Source organism: Pedobacter sp. GW821-FHT01D05, from assembly GCF_059422505.1.
This window is the reverse complement of the sequence record NZ_JBWKXA010000001.1, coordinates 363,506-378,044: the sequence shown is the minus strand read 5'-3', so window position 1 is coordinate 378,044 and position 14,539 is coordinate 363,506. Positions and strand designations below refer to the sequence as shown.

The 14,539-nt window shown below is 37.2% G+C and carries 18 protein-coding genes; 8 read left to right on the top strand and 10 right to left on the bottom strand.

Annotation, left to right across the window (positions count from 1 at the left end; all coding sequences use genetic code 11):
* The first annotated feature begins 159 nt into the window (after window positions 1-159).
* From AC07VK_RS01505 to AC07VK_RS01485, 5 genes are all read left to right on the top strand, one after another.
* Window positions 160-891 carry a class I SAM-dependent methyltransferase gene (locus AC07VK_RS01505; RefSeq protein WP_492957845.1) on the top strand — a complete coding sequence of 244 codons (732 nt, stop codon included), beginning with the start codon at window positions 160-162 and terminating at the stop codon, window positions 889-891.
* Complete coding sequence (locus AC07VK_RS01500) at window positions 888-1,451, top strand: phosphatase PAP2 family protein (RefSeq protein ID WP_492957843.1); 564 nt, start codon at window positions 888-890, stop codon at window positions 1,449-1,451. Before AC07VK_RS01505 ends, AC07VK_RS01500 begins: the two co-directional genes overlap by 4 nt.
* Window positions 1,452-1,454: 3 nt before the next feature.
* Window positions 1,455-2,171, top strand: coding sequence for a ZIP family metal transporter (locus AC07VK_RS01495; RefSeq protein ID WP_492957841.1), 717 nt, complete (start codon window positions 1,455-1,457; stop codon window positions 2,169-2,171).
* Window positions 2,172-2,312: 141 nt separating this feature from the next.
* Window positions 2,313-2,906, top strand: coding sequence for a Uma2 family endonuclease (locus AC07VK_RS01490; protein WP_492957839.1), 594 nt, complete (start codon window positions 2,313-2,315; stop codon window positions 2,904-2,906).
* Between the two features lie 149 nt (window positions 2,907-3,055).
* Window positions 3,056-3,661, top strand: a complete 606-nt coding sequence (locus tag AC07VK_RS01485; protein ID WP_492957837.1) for a Uma2 family endonuclease — start codon at window positions 3,056-3,058, stop codon at window positions 3,659-3,661.
* 53 nt (window positions 3,662-3,714) lie between these two features.
* Here AC07VK_RS01485 and AC07VK_RS01480 read toward each other — a convergent pair whose 3' ends face one another.
* The 9 genes from AC07VK_RS01480 to AC07VK_RS01440 form a co-directional block, all read right to left on the bottom strand.
* Window positions 3,715-3,858: a C1orf53 family protein gene (locus AC07VK_RS01480; RefSeq protein WP_162799929.1), complete on the bottom strand. Its 144-nt coding sequence runs from the start codon at window positions 3,856-3,858 to the stop codon at window positions 3,715-3,717.
* Window positions 3,859-3,935: 77 nt separating this feature from the next.
* A complete protein-coding gene (locus AC07VK_RS01475) occupies window positions 3,936-4,877 on the bottom strand; it encodes an exonuclease (protein ID WP_492955798.1) in 942 nt (313 codons plus the stop codon).
* Between the two features lie 42 nt (window positions 4,878-4,919).
* On the bottom strand, window positions 4,920-5,537 hold the full coding sequence (coaE, locus tag AC07VK_RS01470; RefSeq protein WP_492957835.1) for a dephospho-CoA kinase: 618 nt from the start codon (window positions 5,535-5,537) through the stop codon (window positions 4,920-4,922).
* Window positions 5,537-6,484, bottom strand: a complete 948-nt coding sequence (locus AC07VK_RS01465) for a YbbR-like domain-containing protein (protein ID WP_492957833.1) — start codon at window positions 6,482-6,484, stop codon at window positions 5,537-5,539. Before AC07VK_RS01465 ends, coaE begins: the two co-directional genes overlap by 1 nt.
* A gap of 120 nt (window positions 6,485-6,604) precedes the next feature.
* Window positions 6,605-6,925, bottom strand: coding sequence for a preprotein translocase subunit YajC (gene yajC / locus AC07VK_RS01460; protein WP_492955795.1), 321 nt, complete (start codon window positions 6,923-6,925; stop codon window positions 6,605-6,607).
* A 67-nt stretch (window positions 6,926-6,992) separates the two neighbouring features.
* On the bottom strand, window positions 6,993-7,451 hold the full coding sequence (locus AC07VK_RS01455) for a DUF1573 domain-containing protein (RefSeq protein WP_492957831.1): 459 nt from the start codon (window positions 7,449-7,451) through the stop codon (window positions 6,993-6,995).
* A 2-nt stretch (window positions 7,452-7,453) separates the two neighbouring features.
* On the bottom strand, window positions 7,454-8,404 hold the full coding sequence (gene nusB / locus AC07VK_RS01450) for a transcription antitermination factor NusB (protein WP_492955793.1): 951 nt from the start codon (window positions 8,402-8,404) through the stop codon (window positions 7,454-7,456).
* Between the two features lie 50 nt (window positions 8,405-8,454).
* On the bottom strand, window positions 8,455-9,543 hold the full coding sequence (locus AC07VK_RS01445) for a Glu/Leu/Phe/Val family dehydrogenase (protein ID WP_086547119.1): 1,089 nt from the start codon (window positions 9,541-9,543) through the stop codon (window positions 8,455-8,457).
* Window positions 9,544-9,875: 332 nt separating this feature from the next.
* Window positions 9,876-10,046, bottom strand: a complete 171-nt coding sequence (locus AC07VK_RS01440) for a hypothetical protein (RefSeq protein ID WP_492957829.1) — start codon at window positions 10,044-10,046, stop codon at window positions 9,876-9,878.
* A 70-nt stretch (window positions 10,047-10,116) separates the two neighbouring features.
* Between AC07VK_RS01440 and AC07VK_RS01435 the strand changes: the two genes are divergently transcribed.
* Both AC07VK_RS01435 and AC07VK_RS01430 read left to right on the top strand, forming a co-directional pair.
* Window positions 10,117-11,907 (top strand): ABC transporter ATP-binding protein, encoded by a 1,791-nt coding sequence (locus tag AC07VK_RS01435; protein ID WP_492957827.1) that lies wholly within the window; start codon window positions 10,117-10,119, stop codon window positions 11,905-11,907.
* Between the two features lie 79 nt (window positions 11,908-11,986).
* Window positions 11,987-12,310 (top strand): DUF3276 family protein, encoded by a 324-nt coding sequence (locus AC07VK_RS01430; protein WP_029275977.1) that lies wholly within the window; start codon window positions 11,987-11,989, stop codon window positions 12,308-12,310.
* Window positions 12,311-12,380: 70 nt separating this feature from the next.
* Here AC07VK_RS01430 and AC07VK_RS01425 read toward each other — a convergent pair whose 3' ends face one another.
* Entirely contained in the window at window positions 12,381-12,842 is a 462-nt protein-coding gene (locus tag AC07VK_RS01425) for a hypothetical protein (RefSeq protein WP_492955791.1), read from the bottom strand.
* A 397-nt stretch (window positions 12,843-13,239) separates the two neighbouring features.
* Between AC07VK_RS01425 and ychF the strand changes: the two genes are divergently transcribed.
* Window positions 13,240-14,340: a redox-regulated ATPase YchF gene (gene ychF, locus AC07VK_RS01420; protein WP_086547122.1), complete on the top strand. Its 1,101-nt coding sequence runs from the start codon at window positions 13,240-13,242 to the stop codon at window positions 14,338-14,340.
* The last annotated feature ends 199 nt before the right edge of the window (window positions 14,341-14,539 follow it).

Sequence of the window (14,539 nt, the reverse complement as noted above, 5' to 3'; positions counted from 1 at the left end):
TTTCCAGAATTGAGACTACGGCCAAAAACAAACGTGTGTTTAATCGGATACTGTATTCATAATATTCTTGCAACTTTATTGCATAAAAGCATATTCTAACTTTACTAGCGACTGTAAAACCTTATATTTGCATCTTTTTAAGATACAAACGGCTTATTTATGCAACGCAAGTGGTTTCAATATTGGTTTAATTCGCCATATTATCATATTCTTTATCAACAACGGAATGATGCTGAAGCCGAATTTTTCATCGATAAACTTACGCAATTTTTACACCCAAGGGCCGATGCTAAAATGTTGGATATTGCCTGTGGCAAAGGCCGACATTCAATCTATTTAAACAAAAAAGGCTTCGATGTTACCGGAATAGATCTTTCCGAACAAAGTATAAAATACGCCAAGCAATTCGAAAACAATAAATTACATTTTCTTGTACACGATATGCGCAGGTTATTTTACATCAATTACTTTGATGTGGCCTTAAACCTGTTTACCAGTTTTGGTTATTTCGATACCGAAAAAGACCATGTAAATGCGCTTAAAACCTTTCGAAAATGCTTAACAGCTGAGGGAATTTTGGTGCTCGATTATTTTAACACCGAAAAAATTATCCGCAACTTAAATCATTGCGAAACAAAATCGCTCGATGGCATAACTTTTAATATCACCAAAAATGTGATCGACGGAAAAATTATCAAAAAGATAAATTTCGAAGACAAACAAAAGGTATACAATTTCGAAGAGCGGGTGCAGGCATTTAGTTTTGAAGATTTTCAGCGTATGCTTACCAAGGCTGGGATGGTTATCGAAAAAACTTTTGGCAGTTATGGTTTAGACGATTTTGAGGAAAACAGTTCAGATCGGTTAATTTTAATCTGTAAAAAAGCATGATAGAAAGCATACAGCAATTTGACGTAGAATTGTTCTTGAAAATCCATCGTGGGCTTTCAAACAGCTTTTTTGATTGGTTGATGCCTTTAATGCGTAACCGTTTCTTTTGGTCGCCCCTTTACCTTTTTATTGTTGTTTTTTGTATTAAACAATATAAGAAACAGGGCTATTACATTATAGGCATGGTCCTCTTCACTTTTGCCATGGGCGATTTAATTGCTTCAAGAGTAGTGAAGCCATGGGTAGCCCGGGTAAGGCCCTGCAATGATTTGAGTTTGGCGAACGATATTATCCACCGTGTTCCCTGTGGAAGTGGTTTGAGCTTTCCGTCTGCACACGCTACCAATCATTTTGCCATAGCCGTTTTTTTAATCTGCATTTTTTATAGCCGATGGAAACCTATTTTGCCTATTGGCATTTTCTGGGCATTTATCATCAGTTTTGCTCAGGTATATGTTGGTGTTCATTATCCTGTTGATATAACTACCGGTGCTCTACTGGGCATTACCATAGGGATTATCTGTTCTAGAATATTTAAAAAATTACAACCTGATTTTTAACTTATGGAAATCTGGAAACTCTGCGTACTCTTTTTCTGTGCCTTTTTAGGTGGGACAGCTATATTTTTAGTAAAGAGCGATAAATCTAAACTACTGAAACTGATTTTGTCTTTCAGTGGGGCCTATTTATTTGCCATTACAGTTTTACATTTAATTCCCGACGCTTACAGCGGCCCTGACAAATGGCAGATTGGCGTTTTTATTCTGATTGGTTTCTTACTGCAGATTTTCTTGGAGCAGTTTTCAGAGGGTGTAGAACATGGCCATATCCATAAACATCACGACGGGCATATTTTCCCTTTTGGTATTATGATCAGTTTGTGTTTGCATGCTTTTTTAGAGGGAATGCCATTAGCAAAAGAACAGCACAATGAGCTGATTTTCGGAATTTCGCTACACCACATTCCTGCTGCTTTTGCACTGGCCAGCATATTAATGCAAAACCATTTCAAAAAAAGCAGCATTGTATTTTATCTGATTGTGTTTGCCATCATGGCACCATTGGGCTTTTATGTAAGTGTTGGCTTAAGCAATGGCACTATTGGAGGCATTGATGCTTATTTCAATAAAATTATGGGTATTGTAATCGGTATTTTCTTACATATTTCTACCACCATCTTATTCGAATCGAGTGCCGATCATAAAATCAATACCCGCAAAATGATTGCCGTTTTATTGGGAATTGGTGTAGCATTGATTGGTTTCTTTGCAGGACATTAGGATTAGTCATTAGTCTAGAGTCCTTAGTCGGCAGTCGATTAACCGATTTAAACAGTTAACCGATTAACCAACCAATACCCATTTTAAACACTTAATCGTTTATAATATTTATCCTTACGTAAAACATCTGTAAATTCGTATATGGATGAGATTGTAAATGAACCAGCTGTAGCTTATCGAAAAAGGCGTTATACCATTGAAGAGTACCTGGAGATGGAAAAAGCATCTACAGAAAAGCACGAATATTTTCAAGGCGAGATATTTGCAATGTCTGGTGCAGCCTTTAACCATAATCTTATTTTTTCAAATGTTTTCGGGCACCTTTACAATAAACTAAAAGGTTCGAAATGCATTCCATTCGGAAGCGACATGAGAATGAACATTCCTGAAAACACCTTGTTTACTTATCCGGATATTTCTATCTATTGTAACGAGATCAAACATTTAAGCGAAGATAAAGACACTATTCTCCAACCAACAATCATCATTGAAATCCTTTCGCCTTCAACCAAAAATTACGATAGAGGGAAAAAATTTAACTTGTACAAAGATATTCCCTCATTAAAAGAATACATTACGATCGATTCAGCGTCTCTTTCGGTTGAGGCTCATTATATTAATGATGAAAAAAACTGGTTGCTTACCGAACATAAACAAATTACGGATGCATTAACTTTTGTTTCGATGGGACTTGATTTGGCTTTAAAAGATATTTATGAACATGTTATCATTTGAAGTCCCATAACAACGTCGTTTTCAGTTGGGTTTAGCGACCTAATATTTACGCAACAAACTAACAAACAGAAAATTAACTCACTATCCGTTTTAAACGTTTAATCGTTTATAGTTTTGACCTTTATGAAAAAACATCTGTAAATTAGTATATGGATGAGATTGTAAACGAACCTGCTGTAGCTTACCAAAAAAGGCATTATACTGTGGAGGAATACCTCGAGATGGAAAAAGCATCAACTGTAAAGCACGAGTACTTCCAAGGCGAAATATTTGCAATGTCTGGCGCTGGTGATAACCACAATGAGATTTTCAGCAATGTTTTCATTAAAATTGGGAACAAACTTAAAGGCACGCCCTGCAGGCCTTATGGAAGTGATAAACGAATGAATATTCCTGAGAATACTTTATTTACCTATCCTGATATTTCCATTTACTGCAATGGTCTAACGCACAGTGATGTTGATGAAGACACCTCAATTTTACCAACTGTAATTATTGAAATTCTGTCACCTTCAACCAAAAATTATGACAAAGGAAAAAAATTTAACCTGTATAAAGATATTCCATCATTAAAAGAATACATTATGATTGATTCGGAATCAGTGTCGGTAGAGGCCTATTACATTGATGATGAGCAAAATTGGGTACTCAACAAACACGAAGAGATTTCTGATGTGCTAACTCTTGCTTCAATGGGATTTGACGTGCCCTTGGCCAATATTTATGAGTATGTTCGTTTTAACAAGGAGAAATGAGTTGTAGACAAAATTGAGAAACGTGAACTGAAAATTGCCAACTACCAACTGAATCACTTCTTTTCTTTCTTCTTCCCATAACCCCACGGGCAGTGCTTACATTTATTCTTGCAGCAGTAACCACGTTTTAAATGGTAAGCCTCGGTAAAAACCATTAACCCATCTTCGTTAAAGTAAAAATCTTCGCCTTCTTTCATATATGATCGATTAAAGATCCTGAAACAAGTTCAGGATGACGAACAGCCGATATAATGCCACTCTCCAATTATAATTACTAATTGAGTATTTTAACCTCAAGTTTGTCTTTAAAAAAATCTTTAAGCTGCTTACCATCACCATGTAAAGTCCATACTTGTTTTGGTTTAACTTTTTGTATGGTTTCTAAAATTGCATCCCAATCGGCATGATCAGAAATATAAAGTGAAATTCCGTTTTGTTGTTGCAGGTTCTTCCATCCAGAGGCAAAGGCGCGTACTACATTAATCGCCTTATGGTAACTGTGAAAAACCATTGGCGGCACAATATAAACCTGATGCTCCTGATTATTTTTCATCACTTTTCTATCGTACATTTTGTAATGCCCTACTTTCATGCCATAATCTTCATAGATTTTAACAAAAGGCATAATGCTATGATGAACCATAATGTTCTTCGTAGGGCAATGTGCATTGAGTAATTGGATAATCCGCTGGCTTTTACCTAATGCATAAGAACCAAGCATAATATTCGCATTGGTTTCGTTCAGCTTTTTAATTTCGTCTACCGGTGATGGATGTTTGGTTTCGGGATTAGCAAAAGTACTTTCAGTAATCAGCACATCTGTTTCAACAAATTCGAAAGGCTCACAGGTATTATCGGGCTCTATCTTATAATCGCCAGTATAAAGATATTTTACCCCCTTATACTCCATTAAAACCTGTGCGGAGCCTAAAATATGTCCCGCAGAATAGAAAGTAATGGTAACGTCTTTTATTTTGAAGGATTCATGATAGCTTTTGGTAAAAAAATCGACCGCGGCAAATTTGCGGTAACGGTGTTTCATAAACGTTGCCGTAGCAGCAGTACAGTACACATTCTGGCTTCCTCCAATGGCATGATCGCCATGTGCATGTGAAACCACTGCTTCTTTAACGGGCTGTTGTGGATCAAGGTAAAAATCGCCGTAAACACAGTACAAACCCGTTGGGGTAATGGTGATAAAATCTTCTAAAATCATGATCAGGATGAAAGGATTTAAGGATGTTATGATTTAAGTTGATTAAGCCATGCCATTCTTAAATTCGGTGGCCGCCTTCAGAAATTCTTGGTGTAAAGCTAAAACCTGTTCAATTATAGATTCTTGCTCATCATTTATGATAAAATGCTTGGCCATTTTCGATTTTTCTTCATCGCTGAGCTGTTTATCCATGCGGGCCTTCACTTGCTCTTCAGTAACACCATCACGTTGCATTAAACGCTTTAATTTAACTTCGTAAGGGGCGGTAACCAAAATTGTAGTATCGCACAATTTATAAGAACCGCTTTCGAACAGTATTGCTGCTTCTTTTAAAGTATAAGGAACTGTTGCAGCAATGGTTGCTTCCCAGGCATCAAAAGCCCTGAAAACGGCAGGATGTACCAAAGCATTCAATTGCGAGAGTGCTTGCTCATTATTAAATACAATGCCAGCAATGTGTTTATTATTTAGTTTTCCATCTTCAAAATAACTTTCATTACCAAAAGCAGCTTTAACTCCTTCTATCAATAAAGTATCTTGGGTCATGATTTCTTTAGCAACGGTATCTGCATAAAACACAGGTATCCCCAATACTTCAAAAACCTTACAAGCCGTTGTTTTACCGCTGCCTATACCGCCTGTTATACCTACTTTATACATTATTTTTCTACAATAAAATCTATTTTGGATGGCATTACGCTTACCAGTTTACAATAATCAGGAAACTCGGTTATCTTCACCGTAAACTGACGGTGCTTTAAAATTTGCCATTCGTCTACGTCAATTGTTGCGGTAATAAAACTTTCGTCAACCTGATCGTAATTACTTAACGCGACTAAGAAGGTAACTTTAACTTTTTTAGGATAGAGTTTAAGATTGTTATAATTTCTGTTGTTTGTAATTTTTAACGGCACTTCGATGGTCTTCTCTGTAAACTCATCAACAGGTAACCTAACCTCTACAGATGAAGGATAAATGCTTACATTTTTATGGATACTGTGCTGTAAGGCAATCCTTGTTGTGCTACTGCTTTGTATTTTATCCTGCTTAAGCGTATCGGTAGGCCAGAATTTTATTTTGTCCAGTTCTTCTATAGGTCCAGCTACTTTAACATATTTTGGGTTAAGTATAACCTCACTAGAAATGCCATATTGTTTTTCAAAGTTCAGTTTATCGATCAGCTTTACAGGAACTTTTTTAACTACGCGTTTGGTGAAATCGAAATACAGGGTATCGGGCTTAACAGAAATTACCTTTTGGGTACTTTCCAATTGCCTGTTGATATTGAAAAGCTGATCGGAAAAAACAATAAAATCTTTGGTATTGAGCTGGCTCAAATTAACCGAAACAGATGGTGGACTGATGCGTAAACGGGCAAAAAGCAATTGCCAGCCGGTGCCTTCAACCTGTAAATCTATCGTATCAGACTGTAAGGGATAAAATGCCCTTTTGGTAGGTGTATTTTTAAAAACCAAAACGGTTTTTGCTACATATATATACTTGTTGTTTAATGCCATAAAAAGCCATGCAGCTATAGCCAGCAGCAAGCAGGCCAATAAGCTAAACACACGTCTTTTTTCAATCTTCGTTAACCTAATGAAGGGCATAATAAATTAAATATTAGCTGTAAGCTGGAAAAATACTATCCAAAATGCATTTGATCAAATGTAGTAAAACAAAAACAGTCCCGAAAGTTTTCGGGACTGCACTTAAATTTTATTAATTTATTAGGCTTTAGGCGCTATAACTGCTTTTGTTGCATCTAAAGAAACTGCTGATTTATCGAAACGGATTTTTACACCACCTTCAACTTCAATTAAAAAAGTTGTATCATTCATATCAGCGATACGACCGTGAATACCTGCGGTAGTTACGATTTTATCTCCTTTTTTTAATTCTTCAACCAATTTTTTATGGTCTTTAGCTTTTTTAACTTGCGGGCGGATCATAAAAAAGTAGAAAACTACCATGATTAATACCATTGGTACAATTGTAGTTAGCATGTTACTACCACCTGCTGCTGCATCTAAAATTACTGTTAATGTCATTTCTTATTTATTTGTGTTTTTGTGAATTTTGATCATTATGGATTACGCCATAAAGAATCTAACCAATTTATTTTTTAGCAAGTACTTCTCCTACCAAATGAACAGTGGTTACTGTTGGATTTGCATTTGACGTAACGGTTACTACTTTATCTTGCATGCCCATTTTACCTTCGCTATTAAAAACAACGCTAATCACCCCTTCTTTACCTGGCAAAATAGGTTCACCTGGCACCTGCGGAATAGTACATCCACAAGTTGCTGTTGCATTCGAAACAATCAGCGGGCTTTTACCTGTATTTTTAAGTTTGAAGTCGTGCTTAACTTTTTCGCCCTGCGTTATTTTACCAAAATCGAAAATATCGCGTTCGAAAACAATAACAGGCGCATCTGCCGGAGCAACTTTAGCTGTTTTTGAAGTATCGTTGCCAACTGAAACAGCTGTTGCAGTTTCGCTGGTTTGATTATTTGCATTACGACATGCTGCAAATGAAAGTGCAGCAATAGCCAAGATAAATATTCTTTTCATTTTTAATCTTCGATTAATCCGCGGCCAATCTTTTTAATGGTATTGTTTTTCTTAAGATCGCCTAAAATTTTGTCTAAAATACCGTTAATAAATGAATTACTCTTCGGCGTACTGTAATCTTTTGATAACTCTAAATATTCGTTGATGGTTACTTTAACCGGAATAGATGGAAAGTTTAACAATTCGCAAATGGCCATTTTCATTAAAATCGTATCCATTAATGCAATACGCTCCGATTCCCAGTTTTTGGTCCTATCGGCAATCATTTCCTGATATTTTGCATCGTTCTGCAGCGTATGTACAAAAAGATCCTGAACAAATTTGCTGTCTTCAATCCAATCTGCACTAATTTCCGTCAATTTATTTTTGAAAGGATCTTCGGATGTAAAGTTTTTCAAGGTTTTGGCCACCATCCCTTTCATCACTTCATGATCTACCTGCCAGTTGATAAATTTCTCTTCAAAAACCTGCAAAATGGCCTGGTTTTTTAAGATGATTTTCCTGAAAATGTATTTGATGATATCTTTTGATGATTCTAAACTTTCGTTCGGATCGGCAAGATAATCGGCATACTCTTTTGATGCTTTTAACGAATTGTAAACTGTTTTACGGATTTCCGGATCGAAGCCCCAGTCTACTTTATATTTTTTAACTGCAGATACGTACTCGGGATTCTGCTGCATTAAAACGCTAAACTTATTGTGTAGCAATTTCATGTTGGGATTGATATCCTCTGCAGTTTTAATAAACTTATTTGCGCGCTCTGCGGCGTCGTTAGCAGTAAATTCGGTAACTTCTACCATTAAAGATAACATCCAGATGTACATTTCGTACACGCTATCGATGCTCTGCATTAAGGTTTTCAAATCACCTTTAATGTCTTTTTTGTCTGCCATGTGCCAAGCAAAAATATTTTGCAAAGCTTTGATTCTTAAGTGCCTTCTGTTTAACATGAATGTAAGAACGAGTGCGGTTTTTTAAAACCTGTTTTAATAATTATGATTTAATATGACGATTTAATTTTTTTAACATCTGCAATGCGTTTCTCGGCGATGCGATTCGCGGCAATATTGGTTGATATGTTTTCGGTTTTGCTTAATTTAATTACACTTCGTGTAGCATCGTAAATATTCTCTGTAAGCTGTACAGTGCGTTTTTTACCAAAACCGGTTAACTCCGAATAACATGAAATTAATCCACCAGCGTTGATTAAATAATCAGGTGCAAATAAAATCCCTTTCTTCAAAAGTAATTCGCTATCTAAAACCTCATCTTTTAACTGATTATTTGCTGAACCTGCAATAATTGCGAACTTCATTTTTTCGATGGTTTTGTTGTTAACGGTTGCGCCCATTGCACACGGGGCATAAACATCGGCATCAGTTGTAAAAATTTTATCGGCTTCGATCGGTTTTGCTTTATATTTCCGGGCAACATAAGTTAATTGCTCCTGGTTAATATCGCTGATCAAAACTTCGGCGTTTTCTTTTCGTAAAAGTGCAACCAAATGCTCACCAACATTTCCGATACCTTGAACTACAATGGTTCTTCCGGCTAGCATATCTGTACCGAAAACCTCTTTAACACTTGCTTTAATCCCTAAATAAACACCTTGCGCAGTAAAAGGAGCAGGATTACCCGCACCGCCGATCGATTCGGGAACACCAGTAACATAATTGGTTTCCATACGGATATATTCCATATCGCGCGTATTGGTACCCATTTCTTCTGCGGTAATGAATTCGCCATTTAGGTTTTTAATAAACCTGCCGTAGCTACGCATTAAAGTTTCTGTTTTATCTTTCCTGGAATCGCCGATAATTACGCCTTTTCCACCACCCAGATTCAATCCTGTTATCGCTGCCTTGTAAGTCATTCCACGCGATAAGCGCAGTGCATCTTCTAAAGCTTCGCCTTCTGTGCTATAACTCCACATGCGTGTTCCGCCTAAAGCAGGGCCCAATGTGGTATCATGTATAGCAATAATTGCTTTTAAACCTGTATCTGGATCATTGCAAAAAACCAACTTTTTATGGCCATAGGCACTTAATTGATCTAAAATTGAAAAATCTGACGGAGAATTTGCTGGCATATTGAACGTTCGGATAACCTGCTGCAAAATTAAAATAAAAAACCATTATTACACGTATTTAACGAAACTATAACAAAATTAATTCGGTTCTGGATAAATTAATAAACCTTTAAGATTTTTAAAATGTTATGGGCTATAACTTAAATGATTAAAAGAAACGCAGTTAAATTCACTAATTTTTGGTTGTTGAGGACACGAACCAAGGCGTAAGACCCGTACCTCGCCTGCGGGTTTTACGCCCCTATTGGGTTTAGGTGGCAGGGACTTCCGAAGCTTCAAAGGACAAAGTGCCGGCCAATTTCGGAAGCTTGAGATAACGCGAGAACGCTGCGTTAGGGATTGTAAGGGTTCAGTACCGATCCTTCATCGGTACCGCAGCGAAGCGGAGCCCTGAAAAGCCCGCCCCCTTGCGCAGCTTGGGTAACGCCCAAATTAGTAAAACCGTTAACTAACATACAAACGCACAGCCCCCCAGCCTCGAAGATTGGAAAGAGTGTCATCATTTTTTAAAGCTTAAGCACTAAAAGATAATTATGCGTTATGAAATAACAAAATTAGCTAAGTTTGTATGGAATGAAACATTTAAGCCGATTAAACAAATACTTTCTTAAATACAAATGGTGGATTATACCCGGAAGTATTTTCGTGGTCATTTCTAATATTTTTGGTGTAGTGCCAGCCCAGGTAATTGGTTATGCGGTTGACCTGATTACCGAAAACATTCAGATATTTAACCTCTTTTACGGTTTTGATCGCCAGGCCATCATTTACGATATATTTAGCAGCAATCTCCTTTTTTTTGGTTTGCTGGTTATCGCACTTTATTTATTGCGGGGGCTTTTTCTTTTCTTTATGCGCCAAACCATTATTTTAATGTCGCGGCATATAGAGTTCGATATGAAAAACGATATCTACCAGCATTATCAGGAACTTAGCTTGGGTTTTTACCGCCGGAATAATACTGGCGACTTAATGAACCGTGCCACAGAAGATGTTAACCGGGTAAGGATGTACGTTGGTCCGGCGATTATGTACACCATTAACACTTTTGTGTTATCGGTACTTATTATATGGTCGATGTTTGATGTAAATTCCAAGCTGGCCATCTATTGTTTATTGCCCCTTCCCTTCCTTGTAATCATTATCTATTATGTAAATACCCTAATCTTCAAAAAAAGTGGAAAGATACAGGAGCGCCTCTCCGATCTTTCGAGTTTTGTGCAGGAGCGTTTCTCGGGGATCCGGATCATTAAATCATATGTTCGAGAAGATTATACGCGAAACATGTTCGCTATCCAGAGCAATGATTATAAAAAAGATTCGATGAGCCTGGTTAAAGTATCAGCCCTGTTTTACCCTACTATGCTTTTGTTGATTGGCCTGAGTACCATTTTAACCATATACATTGGCGGTATCCAGGTAATGAATGGCAGTATCACGGCAGGAAATATAGCTGAATTTATCATTTACATTAACCAGTTAACCTTTCCGGTAACCATGCTGGGCTGGGTTACTTCTTTAATCCAGCGGGCTGCGGCATCGCAAAAAAGGATAAACGAGTTTTTAGATATCCCCTCTGACATTCAATCGAAAGAAACTGCCGAAATTGAGCTACGTGGCAATATTAAGTTCGACCAGGTGAGTTTTACCTACCCTGATACGGGAATTGAAGCTTTAAAAGAGCTGTGTTTTGAGATTAAGAGTGGCGAATTTGTAGCCATTATCGGGAAAACGGGCTCCGGAAAATCGACATTGGCCAATCTGATTATGCGGATGTATGATGTAGAAAATGGTTCCATTGAGATTGATGGAAAAAACATTAAAGCCTTAAATCTAAAAGATTACCGTAGCCAGATTGGCTTTGTACCCCAAGAGGTTTTCCTCTTTTCGGATACCATTAAAAACAATATTGCCTTTGGTTTAAATCAGGTTACCGATGAAGAAGTGCATCATGCAGCGAAAAACGCTTCGGTTTATACGAATATTATCGATTTTGAAGAAAAATTCGAAACCATGCTTGGTGAACGTGGAATAACGCTCTCCGGCGGGCAAAAACAACGGGTTTCTATCGCCAGGGCTTTAATAAAATCACCTAAGATTTTAATATTTGATGATTGTCTTTCGGCGGTTGATACTAAAACAGAGGAGGAAATACTGCAAAATCTTGGTAAAATTATGGCTGGAAAAACAAGTATTTTAATTGCCCACAGAATTTCTACCATTAAAAATGCAGATAAGATTTTGGTACTGGATAATGGTAAAATCATCGAACAAGGCACACACAATGAATTACTTAACCTAAATGGCAGTTATACCGAGCTTTATAACCATCAACTTTTGGAGGAGGAAACCCGAACTATTTAAATTGTATTAAAATTGTATTTTGAACTTTAAATATTTGCTTTATATTTACCGAAACCAAAAACCAACATCAATACCAACCATGGGAGAATTCGACAACAAGGAAAGAGAAGAAGTTTTTTCAAAGAAAGTAAGAGCAGGTAAGAGAACTTATTTCTTCGACGTGAAGGCTACTAGATCGGGTGATTATTATTTAACAGTTACCGAGAGTAAGAAAAGATTAGAAGACGGTGTATTTGTAAAACATAAAATCTTTTTATACAAAGAAGATTTCGAAAAATTTGCAGAAGGACTAAATGAAACTGTTGATTACATCAAAACTCACCAAGATGTGGTTGAAAAACGTTATGAATATTCTGAAAATGGAGAACATAGCACTAAAGCAAGCGACGATTTTACTTTTTAAGTAATTATAATTTCAATAAAAAAGCCTCCTGATTTAAAATACCGGGAGGCTTTTTTGTGTGCGTAATATTTTATTTTATACCTCCGCCTGAGAGTACTGCCAACAGCAAAAGAAAATAACTGGCTATCAATACGATGGTAATTACACCCCAAAATTTAAAGAGCGATTTTACATGGGCAATGGCATCATTTAAATTTTCCTGATCGCCGAACAAAACCCCTTGTTTGCCTTTGGCCGAAAAACGCAGCAACAATAAACTTGGATAAAAAAAGAACAAAGCCAGCAGCAGGTAAAATATGGTGATGCCTGTTGCGCCAATACTGCCCAATGGCCCGAACTGATTGAGTATCCCTGGATTAGCCGTTACCGCAGCCCCTATCCCAAATGAACCTAAGGTTAAAAATGCCGAGATAACAAAACCCACAACCGATAAAAATCTTGCCCATTTACTCATATCATACAAGTAGCTCCGCATTTCTTCGGTTACTACTAGTTTCACTTCCTGAGGCACTTCATTTTCAAAATCTTCCATTTATCTCTATCTATTTTGGGCTAAACTTAGATAAAATATAGATTTGATACAAGAGCAAGGGTTTAAATAAAGGTTTTAAAAGCTTATCTTTGCGCGGAATTTAAGGTGGAAGGTGGAAGGTGGAAGGTGGAAGGTGGAAGGTGGAAGGTGGAAGGCGGAAGGTGGAAGGCGGAAGGTGGAAGGCGGAAGGCGGAAAAAGGTAAAATGGTTGATGGTTTGATAGATCATAGCCAAAACGCGAACTAATACTAAAAAAATGAAACACTTGGCTATTAACCATAAAACTATGAACCAATGGCCAGAATACATAACTAACGTTCAAAAATGAAACACCAGGCTATTGACCATAAGACAATGAACCGATAGCCAAAACTAAAGATATAAAGACTAATAAATAATGGCATTACAATGTGGTATAGTTGGTTTACCAAATGTTGGGAAATCGACTCTTTTTAACTGTTTATCAAATGCAAAAGCGCAGGCTGCAAACTTTCCCTTTTGTACTATTGAGCCCAATGTTGGCGTAATTACAGTACCTGATGATAGATTAACCAAACTGGCCGAGTTGGTTAAACCAAACAAAGTGCAACCGAATACAATCGAGATTGTAGACATTGCGGGTTTGGTAAAAGGTGCATCTAAAGGTGAAGGCCTGGGAAACCAGTTTTTAGGAAATATCCGTGCTACCAATGCAATTATTCATGTTTTACGTTGTTTTGACGACGGAAATGTAATTCACGTTGATGGTTCTGTTGATCCGATCCGCGATCGTGAAATTATTGATACTGAATTGCAGCTTAAAGATTTGGATACCGTTGATAAACGTATTCAAAAAGTTGAAAAAATGGCTAAAACAGGTGGTGATAAAGATGCTAAACGTACCTACGAAATTTTAACAGTGGTTAAATCTCATTTGGAAAGTGGTAAATCCATCCGTACGGCACCATTGGCTCAGGAAGATTTCGATTTTATTGAAGATTTAGGTCTGCTTACGCAAAAACCGGTCATGTATGTTTGTAATGTTGATGAGGCATCGGTAATTAACGGCAATAAATATGTTGATTTGGTTAAAGCAAATGTTGCTGATGAAAATGCGGAAGTTTTAGTGATCTCTGCTAAAATTGAATCAGAAATTGCTGAACTGGATAGCTATGAAGAGCGTCAGGAATTTTTAGCTGATTTAGGCTTAACTGAATCAGGTGTAAATAAATTAATCCGCGCAGCTTATAAATTACTAAACCTCTATACTTACTTTACCGCTGGTGTACAAGAAGTTAGGGCCTGGACAATTACAAAAGGTTTTACGGCGCCACAAGCTGCCGGTGTAATCCATACTGATTTCGAAAAAGGATTTATCCGTGCGGAGGTAATCAAATACAACGATTTCGTAACCTTAGGTTCTGAAAATGCCTGTAAAGATGCGGGCAAATTGGGTGTTGAAGGAAAAACCTATGTAGTGGAAGATGGCGACATTATGCACTTTAGATTTAATGTATAACCCCTAAATCCCCTAAAGGGGACTTTGAATAGCATAGCGCCACTTGAAAGAGTGGCTTTTTTTGTTTGAAGAGTTTTTTGCCACGGAGACACAGAAAGCACGGATACCCGCACGATTGTCATGCTGAGCGGAGTCGAAGCGCTTAATCAACCACAGATAATATGGATTAACACAGATAATTAAGCACGGTGCTTTTTAT

Bases quoted from the DNA above. Each gene is read 5' to 3' on its own strand.
- coaE (WP_492957835.1), bottom strand. From the start codon at position 5,537: ATGTATAAAGTAGGTATAACAGGCGGTATAGGCAGCGGTAAAACAACG.
- AC07VK_RS01440 (WP_492957829.1), bottom strand. From the start codon at position 10,046: ATGATGACACTCTTTCCAATCTTCGAGGCTGGGGGGCTGTGCGTTTGT.
- AC07VK_RS01445 (WP_086547119.1), bottom strand. From the start codon at position 9,543: ATGCCAGCAAATTCTCCGTCAGATTTTTCAATTTTAGATCAATTAAGT.
- AC07VK_RS01465 (WP_492957833.1), bottom strand. From the start codon at position 6,484: ATGCCCTTCATTAGGTTAACGAAGATTGAAAAAAGACGTGTGTTTAGC.
- ychF (WP_086547122.1), top strand. From the start codon at position 13,240: ATGGCATTACAATGTGGTATAGTTGGTTTACCAAATGTTGGGAAATCG.
- AC07VK_RS01455 (WP_492957831.1), bottom strand. From the start codon at position 7,451: ATGAAAAGAATATTTATCTTGGCTATTGCTGCACTTTCATTTGCAGCA.
- nusB (WP_492955793.1), bottom strand. From the start codon at position 8,404: ATGTTAAACAGAAGGCACTTAAGAATCAAAGCTTTGCAAAATATTTTT.
- AC07VK_RS01475 (WP_492955798.1), bottom strand. From the start codon at position 4,877: ATGATTTTAGAAGATTTTATCACCATTACCCCAACGGGTTTGTACTGT.
- AC07VK_RS01495 (WP_492957841.1), top strand. From the start codon at position 1,455: ATGGAAATCTGGAAACTCTGCGTACTCTTTTTCTGTGCCTTTTTAGGT.
- AC07VK_RS01435 (WP_492957827.1), top strand. From the start codon at position 10,117: ATGAAACATTTAAGCCGATTAAACAAATACTTTCTTAAATACAAATGG.
- AC07VK_RS01505 (WP_492957845.1), top strand. From the start codon at position 160: ATGCAACGCAAGTGGTTTCAATATTGGTTTAATTCGCCATATTATCAT.
- AC07VK_RS01430 (WP_029275977.1), top strand. From the start codon at position 11,987: ATGGGAGAATTCGACAACAAGGAAAGAGAAGAAGTTTTTTCAAAGAAA.
- AC07VK_RS01425 (WP_492955791.1), bottom strand. From the start codon at position 12,842: ATGGAAGATTTTGAAAATGAAGTGCCTCAGGAAGTGAAACTAGTAGTA.
- yajC (WP_492955795.1), bottom strand. From the start codon at position 6,925: ATGACATTAACAGTAATTTTAGATGCAGCAGCAGGTGGTAGTAACATG.
- AC07VK_RS01480 (WP_162799929.1), bottom strand. From the start codon at position 3,858: ATGAAAGAAGGCGAAGATTTTTACTTTAACGAAGATGGGTTAATGGTT.
- AC07VK_RS01485 (WP_492957837.1), top strand. From the start codon at position 3,056: ATGGATGAGATTGTAAACGAACCTGCTGTAGCTTACCAAAAAAGGCAT.
- AC07VK_RS01500 (WP_492957843.1), top strand. From the start codon at position 888: ATGATAGAAAGCATACAGCAATTTGACGTAGAATTGTTCTTGAAAATC.
- AC07VK_RS01490 (WP_492957839.1), top strand. From the start codon at position 2,313: ATGGATGAGATTGTAAATGAACCAGCTGTAGCTTATCGAAAAAGGCGT.